Genomic DNA, 17,461 nt, shown 5'->3' on the forward strand with positions numbered 1-17,461 from the left:
CCCGCACAAGAGAATCCGTATGGACAAACTGATGATCACCGGCGGTAATCGCCTGGATGGTGAAATCCGCATCTCCGGGGCGAAAAACTCCGCCCTGCCGATCCTCGCTGCCACCCTGCTGGCCGATGAGGCGGTAACGATCTGCAACCTGCCGCACCTGCATGACATCACCACCATGATCGAGCTGTTCGGCCGGATGGGCGTGCAGCCGGTGGTCGGTGACAAGCTCAACGTGGAGGTCAATCCGACCAGCATCACCACCCTGGTGGCGCCCTACGAGCTGGTCAAGACCATGCGCGCCTCGATCCTGGTGCTGGGCCCGATGGTCGCGCACTTCGGTTATGCCGAAGTGGCGCTGCCCGGCGGCTGCGCCATCGGCTCGCGGCCGGTGGATCTGCATATCCGCGGTCTGGAAGCGATGGGTGCCGCGATCACCGTGGAAGGCGGTTATATCAAGGCCCGTGCCCCTGAAGGCGGCCTGCGCGGCGCGCACTACTCGTTCGACACCATCAGTGTGACCGGCACCGAGAACATCCTCATGGCCGCCACCCTGGCCAGGGGGCAGACGGTCATCTCCAATGCCGCGCGGGAGCCGGAGGTGGTCGATCTGGCCGAGTGCCTGATCGCCATGGGTGCGCAGATCCGCGGCCACGGCACCGATACCATCACCATTGAAGGCGTCGAACGCCTGCACGGCGCCCGTTATTCGGTGATGCCCGACCGTATCGAGACCGGTACCTTCCTGGTGGCCGGAGCCGCCACCCGTGGCCGGGTCCGGCTCAAGGATACCGACCCCGGCACGCTGGAAGCCGTGCTGCTGAAGCTGGAAGAAGCCGGCGCGCAGATCGACACCGGCAAGAACTGGGTCAGCCTGGACATGAAGGGCAACCGTCCGCGGGCGGTCAGCCTGAGAACGGCCCCCTATCCGGCCTTCCCGACCGACATGCAGGCACAGTTCATGGCGATGAACGCGGTGGCCGAGGGCACCGGCACGGTGATCGAGACCGTATTCGAGAACCGATTCATGCACGTGCAGGAAATGCGCCGCATGGGTGCGCAGATCCAGGTCGAGGGCAACACTGCCATCGTCACCGGGGTCGAGGTGCTCAAGGGAGCACCGGTAATGGCTACCGACCTGCGCGCCTCCGCCAGTCTGGTGATCGCCGGGCTGTGGGCCGAGGGCGATACCCTGGTGGACCGCATCTACCATATCGACCGCGGTTACGAATGCATCGAGGAAAAGCTGCAGATGCTGGGTGCCAGTATCCGTCGCGTATCCGCCTGAGAGAGAGCCCATGAGCAAGAGTCTGACCATCGCCCTGTCCAAGGGCCGCATCCTGGATGACACCCTGCCGCTGCTGAAGCTGGCGGGGATCGAGCCGGTCGAGGACCTGGACAAGAGCCGCAAGCTGATCTTCGGTACGACCGATCCGGACGTACGGCTGCTGATCGTCCGCGCCACCGACGTGCCGACCTACGTGGAGCAGGGCGCCGCCGATCTGGGCGTGGCCGGCAAGGACGTGCTGATGGAGTACGGCAGCCAGGGCCTGTACGAACCACTGGACCTGAAGATCGCCAACTGCAAGCTGATGACCGCCGGTCCGGTAAACACCCCCGAGCCGAAGGGTCGGCTGCGGGTGGCGACCAAGTTCGTCAACGTCGCCAAACGCTACTACGCTGCCCAGGGCCGTCAGGTCGAGGTGATCAAGCTGTACGGCTCGATGGAGCTGGCGCCGCTGGTGGGTCTGGCTGACAAGATCATCGACGTGGTCGACACCGGCAATACCCTGCGGGCCAACGGCCTGGAACCCCAGGAGCTGATCGCTGACATCAGTTCGCGGCTGATCGTCAACAAGGCGGCCATGAAGATGAAGCATGCCCGCATCCAGTCCCTGATCGAACTGCTGGCCGCCGCCGTCGAGCGCCGGGCCGGCTGATTGCACCTCCGACCATCCCCATTGAGGAACACACCATGAGCACGCCGTTGAAAATCACCCGTCTGGACGCCAACCAGGCCGATTTCAACCATCATCTCGATGGCCTGCTGGCGTGGGAAGGCGTGTCCGACAGGGCGGTGAACGAGCGGGTCGATGAAATCATCGCTGCCGTGCGCGAGCGCGGCGACGCCGCGGTGGTTGAATACACCGGCCGCTTCGACGGGCTGGACGTAGCCGACATGGCCGCGCTGACGCTTGATCGCGCCCGGCTGGAACAGGCGCTGGAGCGGATCACTGCCGAGCAGCGCCAGGCGCTGGAAGTGGCTGCAGAGCGGGTGCGCAGCTACCACGAACACCAGCGGCAGGAATCCTGGCGCTATACCGAGGCCGACGGCACGGTGCTGGGCCAGCAGGTGACCCCGCTGGACCGGGTAGGCCTCTACGTGCCGGGTGGCAAGGCCTCCTACCCGTCATCCGTGCTGATGAACGCGATCCCTGCCAAGGTGGCCGGGGTGCCCGAAGTGGTGATGGTAGTGCCGACGCCGCGGGGCGAGATCAACGAACTGGTGCTGGCTGCCGCCTGCCTGGCGGGTGTCGACCGGGTATTCACCATCGGCGGTGCCCAGGCGGTAGCCGCGCTGGCCTATGGCACCGAGACCGTGCCGCCGGTGGACAAGATCGTCGGTCCGGGCAACATCTATGTGGCAACGGCCAAGCGTGCGGTATTCGGCAAGGTGGGCATCGACATGATCGCCGGTCCGTCGGAGATCCTGGTGGTCTGCGACGGTCAGACCGACCCGGACTGGATCGCCATGGACCTGTTCTCCCAGGCCGAGCACGACGAAGATGCCCAGTCCATCCTGCTGTCACCGGATGCCGCCTTTCTCGATGCGGTTGAGGCCAGCCTGAATCGCCTGCTGGACAGCCTGGAGCGCAGCGACATGGTGCGTATCTCGCTGGAGAATCGCGGCGCCCTGATCAGGGTGGACAGCCTGGAACAGGCCTGCGAGGTATCCAACCGCATCGCTCCCGAACACCTGGAGTTGTCGGTAGCGGACCCGGATGCGCTGCTGCCGAAGATCCGCCATGCCGGCGCCATCTTCATGGGGCGCCACACCCCGGAGGCGCTGGGTGATTACTGCGCCGGCCCGAACCACGTGCTGCCGACCTCCGGCACCGCGCGCTTCTCCTCGCCGCTGGGCGTGTATGACTTCCAGAAGCGCTCCTCGGTGATCTACTGTTCGCCGCAGGGCGCCTCGGAGCTGGGCAAGGTCGCCTCGGTGCTGGCACGTGGGGAAAGTCTCACCGCCCATGCGCGCAGCGCCGAGTACCGTATCCTGCCGGACTGATCCGCCCCCTGGACTGCCGCGCTCCGCGCGGCTCGCGATGACCGGGCTCACGGCTGTTGAGCCCCTACTTCTTCTGGAGCATTACAGTGAGTCGTTTCTGGAGCCCCTTTGTAAAGGATCTGGTGCCCTACGTGCCGGGCGAGCAGCCGAAGCTGGACAACCTGGTCAAGCTGAACACCAACGAGAACCCCTACGGCCCTTCGCCGAAGGTGATCGAGGCCATTCGCGCCCAGCTGGATGACAGCCTGCGGCTGTACCCCGCGCCCAACGCCGATGATCTCAAGCAGGCTATTGCCGCCCGCTACGGCGTGAACACCGCCCAGGTGTTTGTCGGCAACGGCTCCGACGAGGTACTGGCCCATCTGTTCAACGCCCTGTTCCAGCACGGCAAGCCGGTGCTGATGCCGGATATCAGTTACAGCTTCTATCCGGTGTACTGCGGTCTGTATGGCATTGAGGCGAAGCCGCTGCCGCTGGACGAGGACTTCCGCATCCGCCCCGAGGATTACCGGGGCGAGAACGGCGGTATCATCTTCCCCAACCCCAACGCGCCGACCGGCATCCTGCTGCCGCTGGATGGCATCGAGCAGATCCTTCAGGCCAACCCGGATTCGGTGGTGGTGGTGGACGAGGCCTATATCGATTTCGGCGGCGAGACCGCCATTACGCTGGTGGACCGCTACCCCAATCTGCTGGTGACCCAGACACTGTCCAAGTCGCGCTCGCTGGCCGGTCTGCGGGTCGGGCTGGCGGTAGGTCATGCGGACCTGATCGAGGCGCTCGAGCGCATCAAGAACAGCTTCAACTCCTATCCGCTGGACCGTCTGGCGATTGCCGGCGCGGTGGCGGCCTTCGAGGACCAGGCCTGGTTCGAGGAGTGCTGCAACAGGGTAATTGACAGCCGCAGGGCGCTCAGCGAGTCGCTGGCCGGGCTGGGGTTCGAGGTACTGCCATCAGCCGCCAACTTCGTGATGGCCCGCCATCCGCAGCGCGATGCGGCGGAGCTGGCGGCCGGGCTGCGCGAGCGCCGCGTGATCGTGCGGCACTTCCGTCAACCGCGCATCGACCAGCATCTGCGTATCACGGTCGGCACGCCGGAGCAGAACCGGCAGTTGCTGACAGCCCTGGGCGAACTGCTCAAGGGCTGAGCGAAGGGTCAGGAGCCGAAGGTCGGCCTGACGCTGACCTCGGCGGCGAAGATCATCGGCTGACCATCGCGCAACACTTCGAGCTCCACCGTCTGGCCGGGGCGTGTACGTGCCACCAGGTTCATGGCCTGGCGGCCGCTGGAGGCGGGCTCACCGTCGATGGTCATGATCACGTCGCCCGGCCGCAGCCCGGCATTCCAGGCCGGGCCGTTGCGATAGAGCCCGGATACCACGATCCCCCTGGCCTGGATCAGACCGAAGGATTCGGCCAGCTCATCGGTCAGCGGCTGGACTTCGACCCCCAGCCAGCCACGAATGACGCGGCCCTTCTCGATGATCTGCTCCATTACGTTGAGCGCCAGAGGGGCAGGAATGGCGAAGCCGATACCCTGCGATCCGCCGGACTGGGAAAAGATCGCCGTGTTGATGCCGATCAGCCGGCCGTAGGCGTTGATCAGCGCACCGCCGGAGTTGCCCTGGTTGATGGCGGCGTCGGTCTGGATGAAGTCCTCATAGGTGTTGAGGCCCAGCTGACTGCGTCCGGTGGCGCTGATGATGCCCTTGGTCACTGTCTGGCCGAGGCCAAAGGGGTTGCCGATGGCCATGACCACATCACCGGTGCGCAGCTGTTCCTCCTCGCTGATGGTCGCCACCGGCAGGTCCGGCAGGTCGATCTTGAGGACGGCCAGGTCGGTCTCCGGGTCGGTACCGATCAGCTCGGCCATGGCCTCGCGGCCGTCCTGGAGCGCTACCAGAATGCCATCGGCGCCGGCGACCACATGGTTGTTGGTCAGCAGGTAGCCATCTTCCCGCAGGATGACAGCCGAGCCGAGGCTGGACTGGCGCCGGCCGGGAGCGGGCAGGGGGCGGGCAGGGGGCTGCCGTAATCTCCGAGAATCTGGCCGTTGAGACCTGAACCATTTGCCAGGTTGACAATCTGTTTGGTGGTGAAAATGTTGGCAACCGCAGGGGCAGCCTTGCTGACCGCATCGCTGTAGGACACCACGCCGATGACGCCGGAAGGGGCTATGGCCTGCGCTGACGGGTAGCTCGAAGCAGGGGCGGGCAGCCCGACCAGCTGAGGAAACTGTTGCAGTATGAGCAGGGCAAAAAGCACACCGCAGACGGCCGGCCAGCCGAGATCGCGCAGTAGACCTTTCAATAGAATTACCTTTATCCGGGCTGCCGGAGGAGCAGCGCAATGTCATTATAAGGACATTCCGGCGAATATGTGTAAGATCAACTGCGAAGCGGCGCCCATTTCGGAAAAAGTGTTTTATTTCAAAAAGGTAGGGAATTCATGATTGAGTGTGGCGAACTGGTAGCGTATTGCAATAACCTGCTTGAGAGCACCGCATTTCAGGATTATTGTCCCAACGGTCTGCAGGTCGAAGGGCGCCGGGACATCAGGCGCGTCATCACTGGCGTCACTGCCAGCCAGGCCATGATCGAGGCGGCCATCGAGGCCCAGGCGGACATGCTGCTGGTCCACCACGGCTATTTCTGGCGGGGCGAGGCTGCGCCCGTCACCGGGCTCAAGCAGCGCCGGATTCGCGCCCTGCTCGAGCACGACATCAACCTGGTTGCCTACCACCTGCCGCTGGATGCCCACATCCGTTACGGCAATAACGTGCAGCTTGCCGAGCTGATGGGGTGGCGCGTGACCGGTGGGCTGGAAGTGAACAACCCCCGTTCCATCGGCCTGCAGGGTGAGCTGGAAGAAGAGCTCAGCGGCGAGCAGCTGGCCCGGGAGCTGGAGACCCGCCTCAGGCGCAAGCCGATGTTCATTGCCGGCCATGACCGGCCAGTAAAGCGTCTTGCCTGGTGCACCGGTGGTGCGCAGGGTTATATCGAAAAGGCCGTGGCGCTGGGGGTGGATGCCTTCATCACCGGTGAGGTGTCCGAGCAGACCTTCCATATTGCCCGTGAATGCGGCATCCATTTCTACGCCGCAGGCCACCATGCAACGGAGCGCTACGGGGTTCAGGCGCTGGGCGAACACCTGGCCGAGCATTTCTCCCTTGAACACCGGTTCATCGATATCGATAACCCGGTCTGAAGGGAGGCTCCGGTGCTCACCGAATATGCTTATAACCTAAAGGTATTGATGGACCATTTATTATAAGGCGTCTGCCTTGCTACAATGCGGGCCTCTGGAAACGTCCTTCGTTCATCGTGAGTGCCCCATGCTGGAAAAACTGACCCATCTCAAACAGCTGGAAGCTGAAAGCATCCATATCATCCGTGAGGTCGCCGCGGAGTTCCAGAATCCGGTGATGCTGTACTCCATCGGCAAGGATTCCGCGGTCATGCTGCACCTCGCTCGCAAGGCCTTCTACCCCGGCCGCCTGCCATTCCCCGTATTGCACGTGGACACCGGCTGGAAATTCCGCGAGATGTACAGCTTCCGCGAGCGCATGGTCGAGGAGATGGATCTGGACCTGCTGGTGCACATGAACCCCGAAGGGGTGGAGCAGGGCATCGGCCCCTTCACCCACGGGAGCGCCGTGCATACCGACGTGATGAAGACCCAGGGCCTGAAGCAGGCGCTGGACAAGTACGGCTTCGATGCGGCCTTCGGTGGGGCCCGGCGTGACGAGGAAAAGTCCCGCGCCAAGGAGCGCGTCTATTCCTTCCGTGACAAGCATCACCGCTGGGACCCGAAGAACCAGCGCCCCGAGCTGTGGAACATCTACAACGGCAAGGTGCACAAGGGCGAAAGCATTCGTGTGTTCCCGCTGTCCAACTGGACCGAGCTGGACATCTGGCAGTACATCTACCTGGAAAGCATCCCGATCGTGCCGCTGTACTTCGCCACCGAGCGCCCGGTAGTCAACCGTGATGGCTCGCTGATCATGGTCGACGACGAGCGCATGCCGCTGAACCCCGGCGAAACCCCGGAAATGAAGATGGTGCGCTTCCGCACCCTGGGCTGCTACCCGCTGACCGGCGCGGTGGAATCCACTGCCGCCACGCTGCCGGAGATCATCCAGGAGATGCTGCTGACCCGTACTTCCGAGCGCCAGGGCCGCGTGATCGATCACGATCAGGCCGGATCGATGGAAGAAAAGAAACGCCAAGGCTACTTCTAAGCGCCCAGCCCGGAGAATTTTTGCAATGAGTCACCAATCTGATCTGATCAGCCAGGACATTCTGGCCTATCTGGGACAGCACGAGCGCAAGGAGCTGCTGCGGTTCCTCACCTGCGGCAACGTCGACGACGGCAAGAGCACCCTGATCGGGCGCCTGCTGCACGACTCCAAGATGATCTACGAAGATCACATGGAAGCCATCACCCGCGACTCGAAGAAGTCCGGCACCACCGGCGAGGAAGTGGACCTGGCACTGCTGGTCGACGGCCTGCAGGCCGAGCGCGAGCAGGGCATCACCATCGATGTGGCCTACCGCTACTTTTCCACCGCCAAGCGCAAGTTCATCATCGCCGATACCCCCGGCCACGAGCAGTACACCCGCAACATGGCCACCGGTGCCTCCACCTGTGATCTGGCGATCATCCTCATCGATGCCCGCTACGGCGTGCAGAGCCAGACCCGCCGGCACAGCTTCATCGCCTCACTGCTGGGCATCAAGCACATCGTGGTGGCAGTGAACAAGATGGACCTGCTGGACTTCGACCAGGAGGTGTTCAACCGCATCTGCGCCGACTACAGCGAATTTGCCAAGGGGCTGGATACGCTGGTCAACAGCAGCGTGCATTTCGTGCCGATGTCCGCCCTCAAGGGCGACAACGTGGTCAACCGCAGCGAGCGCAGCCCCTGGTACAAGGGACCCTCGCTGATGGAAATTCTCGAGACCGTCGAGATATCCGCCGACCGCAATCTGGAGGATCTGCGCTTCCCGGTGCAGCTGGTCACCCGGCCGAACCTCAACTTCCGCGGCTTTGCCGGCACCATCGCCTCCGGCACCGTGAACAAGGGTGACGAACTGGTGGTACTGCCCTCGGGCAAGACCAGCCGGGTGAAGTCCATCGTCACCTTTGATGGAGAGCTGGAAGTCGCCGGTCAGGGCCAGGCCGTGACCCTGACGCTGGAAGACGAGATCGATATCTCCCGTGGCGACATGCTGACCCACGTGGATAACCGCCCGCGTCTGGGCGACCAGTTCCAGGCCAACCTGGTGTGGTTGTCCGAGCAGCCCATGCAGCCGGGACGCCGCTACGACATCAAGCGCGCCACCAGTTATACGCCCGGCTCCTTCAGCCGCATCGTCTATCGCCAGGACGTCAACACCCTGGAGAAGGAAGGCGCCTCCGCGCTGGAGCTGAACGAGATTGCCCGGGTGGAGCTGTCCATCGAGCAGCCCATCGCCTTCGACGACTACCGTGCCAACCGCACCACCGGTTCCTTCATCGTCATCGACCGCCTGAGCAACGCCACCGTCGGCGCCGGCATGATCGTGGCCGAAGGGGCTGAAGGACAGAGCTGCGGCGTCACCCAGGCCGGTGAGCTGGCCCACGTGACGCCGGCCGAGCGCGCCGAGCGTTTCGGGCAGGAGCCGGTCACCGTGCTGTTTACCGGTCTGTCCGGCGCCGGCAAGAGCTCGCTGGCCTACGCCGTGGAGCGCCGCCTGTTCGACCGCGGCCGCGCCTGCTACGTGCTGGACGGCAAGGTGCTGCGTCAAGATCTCAGCAAGGGCATTGGCCGCGATGCCGCCGGCCGTGCGGAGAACCTGCACAAGGGCGCCCGCGTAGCTCGCCAGATGAATCACGCCGGTCTGATCGCTCTGGCAGCCTTCGTTGCCCCCACCGAGGAGAGCCGCGCCAACGCTCGGCATATCCTCGGCGACCGCTGCCTGATGGTGTATCTGGATGCGCCGCTGGAAGTCTGCCAGAAGCGCGACCCGTCCGGCCTGTACGCCGCAGGGGAAGAGGGCACCATTCCCGGTGTGTCCTACCCCTACGAGGTACCGACCGACGCTGACCTGGTGTTGAATACGGCCGAGCTGGATCTGGCTGCCTGCGTCGACAAGGTGCTGGATCTGCTGCGTGAGCGTTCAGTTATCTGATCTCTCCCTGGGTCGAGTTCCATCTCGACCAGCCCGGCAAGCTGAAACGCCGCCGGGCCGGGGTGGACCCCGGCCCTCCCAGGCAGACATGCCCGCCGCGTCACTCCACCAAATTGTGTATCCTGTGCCGCCTCTGTTCTGATGCGGCACCGGAGACTCCTGATGAAACCCGCTGATATCGACTACATGCGCGAAGCCATCGCCCTTGCCCGCCAGGGCGCCGAGCTTGGCGAAGTGCCCGTGGGCGCTGTACTGGTACGCGACGGCAAGATCATCGGCCGCGGCTTCAACCGCCCCATCACCAGCCACGACCCCAGTGCACATGCCGAAATGGTTGCGTTGCGTGAAGCCGCTGCTGCCGATGCCAACTACCGGCTGCCGGGAACCACCCTCTATGTCACCCTCGAGCCCTGCACCATGTGCGCCGGCTTGCTGGTGCACAGCCGCATCACTCGGCTGGTGTACGGCGCAAGTGAACCGCGCTCGGGGGCGGTGCTCAGTCGAAGTCAGGTGCTGGATCAGCCTTGGCTGAACCACCGTGTGCAGGTGGAGGGTGGGGTGCTGGCGCAGGAGTGTGGGGAGATATTGACGGAGTTTTTCAGAGCTCGAAGATAGGACCTCCCCCTCTCCCCCCAACCCCTTTCCCGCGAGGGGGGAGCGAAGCCTGCTCCAATACCCAATCCTCAAATCCCCTGCGGCAACTGCTCCAGAATCCCCGGCGCATGATACTGCTCCTGCGGCACCTGCGGCGTTTCCGCCTGGGGTTGGGTCACCCAGGTGAGGATCTCGTAATAACGGCGAATGTTCTGCACGTAATGCACCGGCTCAGCTCCGCGTGCATAGCCGTAGCGCGTCTGGCTGTACCACTGTTTCTTCGACAGCAGCGGCAGATGGTCCTTTACATCGATCCAGCGGTTCGGATCACGACCATTGTTGCGGGTGAGAATGCGTGCATCATCCAGATGCCCCAGGCCGACGTTATAGGCCGCCAGCGCAAACCAGGTGCGGTCCGGCTCCGGGATATCGGTGGACAGCTGGTCGCGCACCCACACCAGATAACGCGCGCCCCCGGCAATGCTCTGCGCCGGATCGACCCGGTTGGTCACGCCGACGAATCTGGCGGTCGGCAGGGTGAGCATCATCAATCCGCGCACCCCGGTGGGGGAGCGGGCGTCCGGGTCCCAGAGCGACTCCTGGTAGCCCATCGCCGCCAGCAGACGCCAGTCCATGCCGTGCTGGTCTGCCGACTGGCGGAACAGTTGCTCGAAGCGCGGCAGTCGCTGCTGCATGTGTCGGGCAAAGGCGCGGGCGCCGACATAATCGAGCACGTCCGCGTGCCCATAGAACCGCTCCAGCAGCTGATCAAGGGTGCCGTCAGCGCGGATCCGGTCGAAGAACCTGTTCACTTCCTGCAGCAGGCTCTGGTCCTCACCACCGGTCAAAGCCCATGCCATGGGCTGCGCCGGGCCCAGATCGAAGCCGACATGCAGGGCAGGGTAGAAACCCTGGTTCACTACCAGCTCGTTGGAATACACCACGGTGTAATCGATCTCACCGTCATTGACCATGCGCAGCAGATCGACCGTTTCAAGACTGTCGGATTCTTCGAATACCAGCTGCGGATGTTCGATCTGCAACTGGCGCAGCTGGTCGGCCAGTGCGCTGCCCTTCAGCACGGTGATGCGCCGATCGTAAAGATCTTCGATACCCCGCGGCTGACGATCGCCCCGACGATACACCACCTGCGGCGTCACCTGCAGGTAGGCCTGGGCAAAGTGCACCTGCTCGGCGCGATTGGGGTTGGCGGTCAGCCCGGCGGCGGCAATGTGTGGCCCCTTGCCGTCGATCAGCTGACGGTACAGATCATCCAGCGTCGGGCTGGTGATCATCTCCAGTTCCACATCCAGGCTGTTGGCAAAGCGCTTGCTCAGCTCGTACTCCAGACCGGTATCGCCGTGCCTGCCCTGATAGTAGGTGGTGGGCGTGTTGCGGGTGATGACGCGCAGGGTGCCCTCCTCGCGCAATTGTTCGAGGCGGCTGGGCTGCTCGCAGGCGGCCAGCAGTACCGAGCAAAGCAGCGCCAGGGCGGTGGCAGGGATTGAGTGACGAATGGTCCGGGTCATGGGCGCAGTATATGTAAATACCTTCACCGGCAATAGGGCGCCATTGTCAGCCTCTGTAAAGTCGGCGGTCCTGACCGTTCGGTCCGGCATGATGGCTCCGGGGCGCAACCTGGGGTATCCTATGCGCCTTCTTTTACCCATTCCCACGTCTCCGAGGCCGATACCGACATGCATATCCTGCGTGGAGCCCCTGTCCTTTCCGATTTCCGCCGCAACAAGTTGCTGACCCGCCTGCAGCAGCAGGTTCCGAGTGTCAGTGCCGTGTACGCAGAGTTCATGCATTTCGCAGACCTCACCGGCGAGCTGACCGAACAGGATCAGGCCGTGCTGGATCGTCTGCTGCAGTACGGCCCGTCGGTAGCCGTGGAAGAGCCCAGCGGCAGCCTGGTGCTGGTGGTGCCCCGTTTCGGCACCATTTCTCCGTGGTCGAGCAAGGCCACCGACATCGCCCACAACTGCGGCCTGCGGATGATCGAGCGGCTGGAGCGCGGGATTGCCTACTATGTGAGCGGGGAGCTGAGTGCTGCCGATCTGCAGCTGGTCACCGCATTGCTGCACGACCGCATGACCGAGCAGGCGCTGGACAACCTGGAAGCCGCTGCCCAGCTGTTCCACCACACCGAGCCCAAGCCGTTCAGCCGTGTGGATATCCTGGAAGGTGGCCGTGCCGCGCTGGAGCAGGCCAACAGCGAGCTGGGCCTGGCGCTGGCCGATGACGAAATCGACTACCTGGTCGACAGCTTCAAGGGGCTGGGCCGCAACCCCAGCGACGTCGAACTGATGATGTTCGCCCAGGCCAACTCCGAGCACTGCCGCCACAAGATCTTCAACGCCAGCTGGGACATTGATGGCGAAGCGCAGGAGAAAAGCCTGTTCGGCATGATCAAGAACACCTACCAGATGCACAGCGAAGGCGTGCTGTCCGCGTACAAGGACAACGCCGCAGTCATCGAAGGCTTTGTCGGCGGTCGCTTCTTCCCCGAGCCGGGCACTGAAGAATACCGCGCCCATCAGGAGCCGATTCATATCCTGATGAAGGTCGAGACGCACAACCACCCGACGGCCATTTCGCCGTTCTCCGGCGCTTCCACCGGCTCCGGTGGTGAGATCCGTGATGAAGGTGCCACCGGCCGCGGCGGCAAGCCCAAGGCGGGCCTGACCGGCTTCACCGTCTCCAACCTGCGCATCCCCGGCTTCGAGCAGCCCTGGGAAGAGGACAACGGCAAGCCGGGACGCATCGTCACCCCGCTGCAGATCATGATCGACGGCCCGCTCGGCGGCGCCGCGTTCAACAACGAATTCGGCCGTCCCGCACTGACCGGTTACTTCCGTACCTTCGAGCAGACCGTCCCCTCGCCCCGTGGCCCGGAAATCCGCGGCTACCACAAGCCGATCATGATCGCCGGCGGCCTGGGTAACATCCGCGCCGAGCACGTCGAGAAGGCCGAGATCCCGGTGGGTGCCAAGCTGATCGTGCTCGGCGGCCCGGCCATGCTGATCGGTCTGGGCGGCGGTGCCGCGTCCTCCATGGCCACCGGCAGCAGTGCCGAGGACCTGGACTTTGCCTCCGTGCAGCGCGAGAACCCGGAAATGGAGCGCCGCTGCCAGGAGGTCATCGACCGCTGCTGGCAGCTGGGCGAGAAGAACCCCATCGCCTTTATCCACGACGTGGGCGCGGGCGGGCTGTCCAACGCCTTCCCCGAACTGGTCAACGACGGTGGCCGTGGTGGCCGCTTCGAGCTGCGCAACATCCCCAATGACGAGCCGGGCATGAGCCCGCTGGAGATCTGGTCCAACGAATCCCAGGAACGCTACGTCATGGCGGTGCCTAACGCCGACTTCGAGCGCTTCAAGGAAATCTGCGAGCGCGAGCGTTGCCCCTTCGCCGTGGTCGGTGAGGCCACTGAAGAACAGCTGCTGATCCTCAACGACAGCCACTTCGACAACCAGCCGGTGGACATGCCGCTGGCGGTACTGCTGGGCAAGCCGCCGCGCATGCACCGCAGCGTCACCCGCGAAGCCGAGCAGGGCGACGAGTTCGACGCCGCCAGCGTAGAGCTGGAAGAGGCCGCAATGCGCGTGCTGCGCCTGCCGGCCGTGGCCAGCAAGAACTTCCTGATCACCATCGGTGACCGCAGCATCACCGGCCTGGTCGCCCGCGACCAGATGGTCGGCCCCTGGCAGGTGCCGGTCGCCGACTGCGCCGTGACCGCCACCAGCTTCGACGTACACACCGGCGAAGCCATGGCCATGGGCGAACGCACCCCGCTGGCCCTGCTGGATGCCCCGGCCTCCGGTCGCATGGCTGTTGCCGAGACTGTCACCAACCTGGCTGCCGCGCGCATCGACAAGCTGTCCGATATCCGCCTGTCCGCCAACTGGATGGCCGCCGCCGGCCACCCGGGCGAAGACGCCCGCCTGTACGACACCGTCAAGGCCGTGGGCATGGAACTGTGCCCCGAGCTGGGCATTACCGTGCCGGTGGGCAAGGACTCCATGTCCATGCAGACCCGCTGGAACGACAACGGTCAGGACAAGAGCGTCACCTCGCCGCTGTCCCTGATTGTCACCGGCTTTGCGCCGGTACAGGACGTACGCCGCACCCTGACCCCGCAACTGCGCATCGACCAGGGCGACACCGACCTGATCCTGATCGACCTGGGCCGCGGCCAGAACCGCCTCGGCGGCTCTGCGCTGGCGCAGGTATACAACCGCATCGGCCAGCAGGCCCCCGATCTGGACGACGCCGAAGACCTCAAGGCCTTCTTCGCGGTGATCCAGGGCCTGAACCAGGACGACCAGCTGCTGGCCTACCACGACCGTTCCGACGGCGGCCTGCTGGCCACCATCGCGGAAATGGCCTTTGCCGGCCACTGCGGTGTGGACATCAACCTCGACGTACTGGCCGATGCCACCAGCGAACTGGCCCCGGCGCTGTTCAACGAAGAGCTCGGCGCGGTCATCCAGGTGCGCCAGAGCGACACCGAAGCGGTCCTCAGTCAACTCAGTGCCGCCGGCCTGGGCGATTGCAGCGCGGTGATCGGCCAGCCGAAAGCCGAACAGCAACTGGACTTTTATTACGCGGGCGAAGCCGTACTCAGCGGCACCCGTGCTGCCTGGCAACAGGCCTGGAGTGAAACCAGCTGGCAGATCCAGCGCCTGCGCGACAACGCCCAGTGCGCTGACGAAGAACACGAGCGGCTGGCCGACGACAAGAACCCCGGCCTGCAGGCGCTGCTCAGCTACGACATCAACGAAGACGTCGCCGCGCCCTACATCAACACCGGCATGCGCCCGGCGGTCGCCATCCTGCGCGAGCAGGGCGTCAACGGCCAGGTCGAGATGGCGGCTGCCTTCACCCGCGCCGGCTTCACCGCCATCGACGTACACATGAGCGACATCCTCAGCGGTCGCGTCGACCTGGCGGACTTCCGCGGACTGGTCGCCTGTGGCGGCTTCTCCTACGGTGACGTACTGGGCGCCGGCGAAGGCTGGGCCAAGTCGATCCTGTTCAACGAACAGGCGCGCCAGGCCTTTACCGACTTCTTCAACCGTCCGGACACCTTCACCCTGGGTGTGTGCAATGGTTGCCAGATGCTGTCCAACCTGCGCGAACTGATCCCCGGCAGCGAGCACTGGCCACGCTTCGTACGCAACCGCTCCGAGCAGTTCGAAGCACGGGTGGCTATGGTCGAAGTACAGCCCTCGCCGTCGATCTTCCTCAGCGGCATGGTCGGCTCACGCATGCCGATCGCCATCGCCCACGGCGAAGGCTACGCCGAGTTCGCCAACAGCGCCGCCGTCGACGCCTGCGAAGCCAGCAGCAGCGTCGCCCTGCGCTTCGTCGACAACCACGGCCGCATGACCGACCGCTACCCCGCCAACCCCAACGGCTCCCCCCGCGGCATCACCGGCCTCACCAACCGCGACGGCCGCGTCACCATCATGATGCCCCACCCGGAACGCGTCTTCCGCACTGTCCAGAACTCCTGGCACCCGGACGACTGGAGCGAAGACGGCGCCTGGATGCGCATGTTCCGCAACGCAAGGGTCTGGGTAGGCTAACAACCCACCCGCCCAAAAAAATCCCGGCCCAGCGCCGGGATTTTTGTATGCGCTATCCACCGAGCGCACATCCTGCCCCCCTCTCCCCTTGCGGGACAAGCGCAGCGCAGAACAGCCGCAGGCTGGCCCGAAGGGCGAGCCCCATAGGGGCGAGTAATGGGCCGGGGGAGAGGGGGAAAGAACCTCAAACAACCGCTAATCTATCCCCCAAGCACCCGACCCCAGGAACCACCACCCCCATGAAAACAACAACCCTGACCGCCCTCATCCTCCTCACCGCGACCACCACCGCCTGCACCACCCAAACCACCACCCACATCTACAAACCCGACGGCAACAAACAATGCGAACCCGCCACCTCCACCCTGGCCAACAGCACCAACCAGCTAACCACCGCCGGCATTGAAGTCCGCAGCTCCCACTGCGCCACCCAAACCGGCATATCCATAATGACCGTCTGCGGCGCCCCAACCCTCGGCATCCACCTGCACGAAATAAACGCCAGCGATATACAAAACGCCAAAGACCTCGGTTACGAAGAAGCCAACAACCTGATCAACGAAGAGCAGGGCACAGGCTACGAAATCACTAACTGCCCCTAATTACATTGAAATGGCTAGATGCCTGCATTATGGTTAATGCCACGCAGGGAATGCAGACACTCTCCTCCAAGGCACCGGACAGCCTTCAATTCCCTCCAGAATAATTACCGCATATGCCTGAATGCGCGAGGTAGGGCGGTAGCGTGCCTGAACACCTGTAATGGTTAACCCAGTGGGCTCTGCACACCAGCAAAGCCCTGACCAAGCACATGAGTGTAAATCTGCGTAGTACGGACATCCGCATGGCCCAACAAGGTTTGTACCGTACGAATATCACTACCTCGGCGTAGCAACTCGGTGGCAAAGGTGTGCCGGAACGTATGGCATCCGACAGGCTTTTCGATGCCCGTACCGCGCACTGCCTGTTTGACGGCCCGCTGAATGGTGCTGACATGCACATGATGGCGAACGCTCCGACCATCTTCGTCAAGACAGATCCCGCTTGAAGGGAAAAGCCACTGCCAAGCCAGCGAAACAGAAGCGCGTGGATATTTACGTCGCAACGCGAAAGGGAGAGACACAGGCACCTTGTACATTTCCTCCTGTGAGCGCCATGCAGCCTCAATCTGCTCTATCTGATGCTTAAGAGGGGTTATCAAGGGGGCGGGCAGCAAAGTGGTTCTATCTTTTCCGCCTTTGCCGTCCCTGACTATGATCGTTTGATTTCGGAAGTCGATATCCTTGACGCGTAGACGGGATGACTCAACTACCCGCAGCCCCGCACCGTACATAAGAGAAGTCAGTAAGCGGTACGGTTGGCCTAGGTGCTCAATGATAGACATGGCCTCCTGGTGGGTAAGTACCGTCGGCAACCTCGGTGGTCGCTTGACCCTGACCACGTCACCGATCTCGCCTAGAGGCTGCTCAAGGACGCGGGCATACAGAAATACGATGGCATTCAATGCGAGATTCTGGGTCGCAGCCGCAACCTGCCGATCAGTGGCCAGCCAGCTGAGAAACGCATTCACATCAGACGTTCCCAGCTCAAGAGGGTGGCGCATGCCGTGGAAGCGGATGAAATAGCGGATCCAATACCAATAGCTTTTCTTCGTGCGGATGCTGTAGTGATTCAAGCGCATCACCGAGCGAAACTGCTCCCTCAGGCGAAGCTTAGGAGCTAGGCTGTCCATGTGTCGTCCATTGCTGTATTTTTATACAGTAGTAATAGATGTGCAGAATGACGAAGTCAAGCGAGTACAAAAGGAATAGAGG

General features: G+C 63.5%; 12 protein-coding genes and 1 pseudogene. 10 read left to right on the plus strand and 3 right to left on the minus strand.

All coding sequences use genetic code 11. From position 1 onward, the window contains the following. Positions 1-19 precede the first annotated feature (19 nt). From murA to hisC, 4 genes are all read left to right on the plus strand, one after another. Entirely contained in the window at positions 20-1,285 is a 1,266-nt protein-coding gene (gene murA, locus IEW63_RS00790) for a UDP-N-acetylglucosamine 1-carboxyvinyltransferase (RefSeq protein WP_188634709.1), read from the plus strand. Between the two features lie 10 nt (positions 1,286-1,295). Next, on the plus strand, positions 1,296-1,937 hold the full coding sequence (gene hisG, locus IEW63_RS00795; RefSeq protein ID WP_188634710.1) for an ATP phosphoribosyltransferase: 642 nt from the start codon (positions 1,296-1,298) through the stop codon (positions 1,935-1,937). 35 nt (positions 1,938-1,972) lie between these two features. Further along, positions 1,973-3,286, plus strand: a complete 1,314-nt coding sequence (gene hisD / locus IEW63_RS00800; RefSeq protein ID WP_188634711.1) for a histidinol dehydrogenase — start codon at positions 1,973-1,975, stop codon at positions 3,284-3,286. Positions 3,287-3,372: 86 nt separating this feature from the next. Beyond that, entirely contained in the window at positions 3,373-4,434 is a 1,062-nt protein-coding gene (hisC, locus tag IEW63_RS00805) for a histidinol-phosphate transaminase (protein WP_188634712.1), read from the plus strand. A gap of 8 nt (positions 4,435-4,442) precedes the next feature. On the opposite strand, the pseudogene IEW63_RS00810 reads toward hisC, so the two are convergent. Further along, a pseudogene (locus IEW63_RS00810) lies at positions 4,443-5,596 on the minus strand (S1C family serine protease). Between the two features lie 138 nt (positions 5,597-5,734). Here IEW63_RS00810 and IEW63_RS00815 point away from each other — a divergent pair. From IEW63_RS00815 to tadA, 4 genes are all read left to right on the plus strand, one after another. Beyond that, positions 5,735-6,493: a Nif3-like dinuclear metal center hexameric protein gene (locus IEW63_RS00815; RefSeq protein WP_188634713.1), complete on the plus strand. Its 759-nt coding sequence runs from the start codon at positions 5,735-5,737 to the stop codon at positions 6,491-6,493. A gap of 127 nt (positions 6,494-6,620) precedes the next feature. Continuing rightward, a complete protein-coding gene (cysD, locus tag IEW63_RS00820; RefSeq protein WP_188634714.1) occupies positions 6,621-7,526 on the plus strand; it encodes a sulfate adenylyltransferase subunit CysD in 906 nt (301 codons plus the stop codon). A gap of 25 nt (positions 7,527-7,551) precedes the next feature. Then, the gene (gene cysN, locus IEW63_RS00825; protein ID WP_188634715.1) at positions 7,552-9,459 is read left to right on the plus strand and encodes a sulfate adenylyltransferase subunit CysN; all 1,908 of its coding nucleotides are present in this window, start codon (positions 7,552-7,554) and stop codon (positions 9,457-9,459) included. A gap of 162 nt (positions 9,460-9,621) precedes the next feature. After that, positions 9,622-10,074: a tRNA adenosine(34) deaminase TadA gene (tadA, locus tag IEW63_RS00830; protein ID WP_229710241.1), complete on the plus strand. Its 453-nt coding sequence runs from the start codon at positions 9,622-9,624 to the stop codon at positions 10,072-10,074. 68 nt (positions 10,075-10,142) lie between these two features. Here tadA and mltF read toward each other — a convergent pair whose 3' ends face one another. Further along, complete coding sequence (mltF, locus tag IEW63_RS00835) at positions 10,143-11,582, minus strand: membrane-bound lytic murein transglycosylase MltF (RefSeq protein ID WP_188634717.1); 1,440 nt, start codon at positions 11,580-11,582, stop codon at positions 10,143-10,145. Between the two features lie 168 nt (positions 11,583-11,750). Between mltF and purL the strand changes: the two genes are divergently transcribed. Then, positions 11,751-15,647, plus strand: coding sequence for a phosphoribosylformylglycinamidine synthase (gene purL / locus IEW63_RS00840; protein WP_188634718.1), 3,897 nt, complete (start codon positions 11,751-11,753; stop codon positions 15,645-15,647). 239 nt (positions 15,648-15,886) lie between these two features. After that, positions 15,887-16,249 carry a hypothetical protein gene (locus tag IEW63_RS00845; RefSeq protein ID WP_188634719.1) on the plus strand — a complete coding sequence of 121 codons (363 nt, stop codon included), beginning with the start codon at positions 15,887-15,889 and terminating at the stop codon, positions 16,247-16,249. A gap of 164 nt (positions 16,250-16,413) precedes the next feature. Here the strand turns inward: IEW63_RS00845 and IEW63_RS00850 are convergent, their stop codons facing one another. Then, entirely contained in the window at positions 16,414-17,379 is a 966-nt protein-coding gene (locus IEW63_RS00850) for an integron integrase (RefSeq protein ID WP_188634720.1), read from the minus strand. Positions 17,380-17,461 lie beyond the last annotated feature (82 nt).

The sequence above is a fragment of the Halopseudomonas pertucinogena genome (assembly GCF_014646575.1).
Lineage (GTDB): Bacteria > Pseudomonadota > Gammaproteobacteria > Pseudomonadales > Pseudomonadaceae > Halopseudomonas > Halopseudomonas pertucinogena.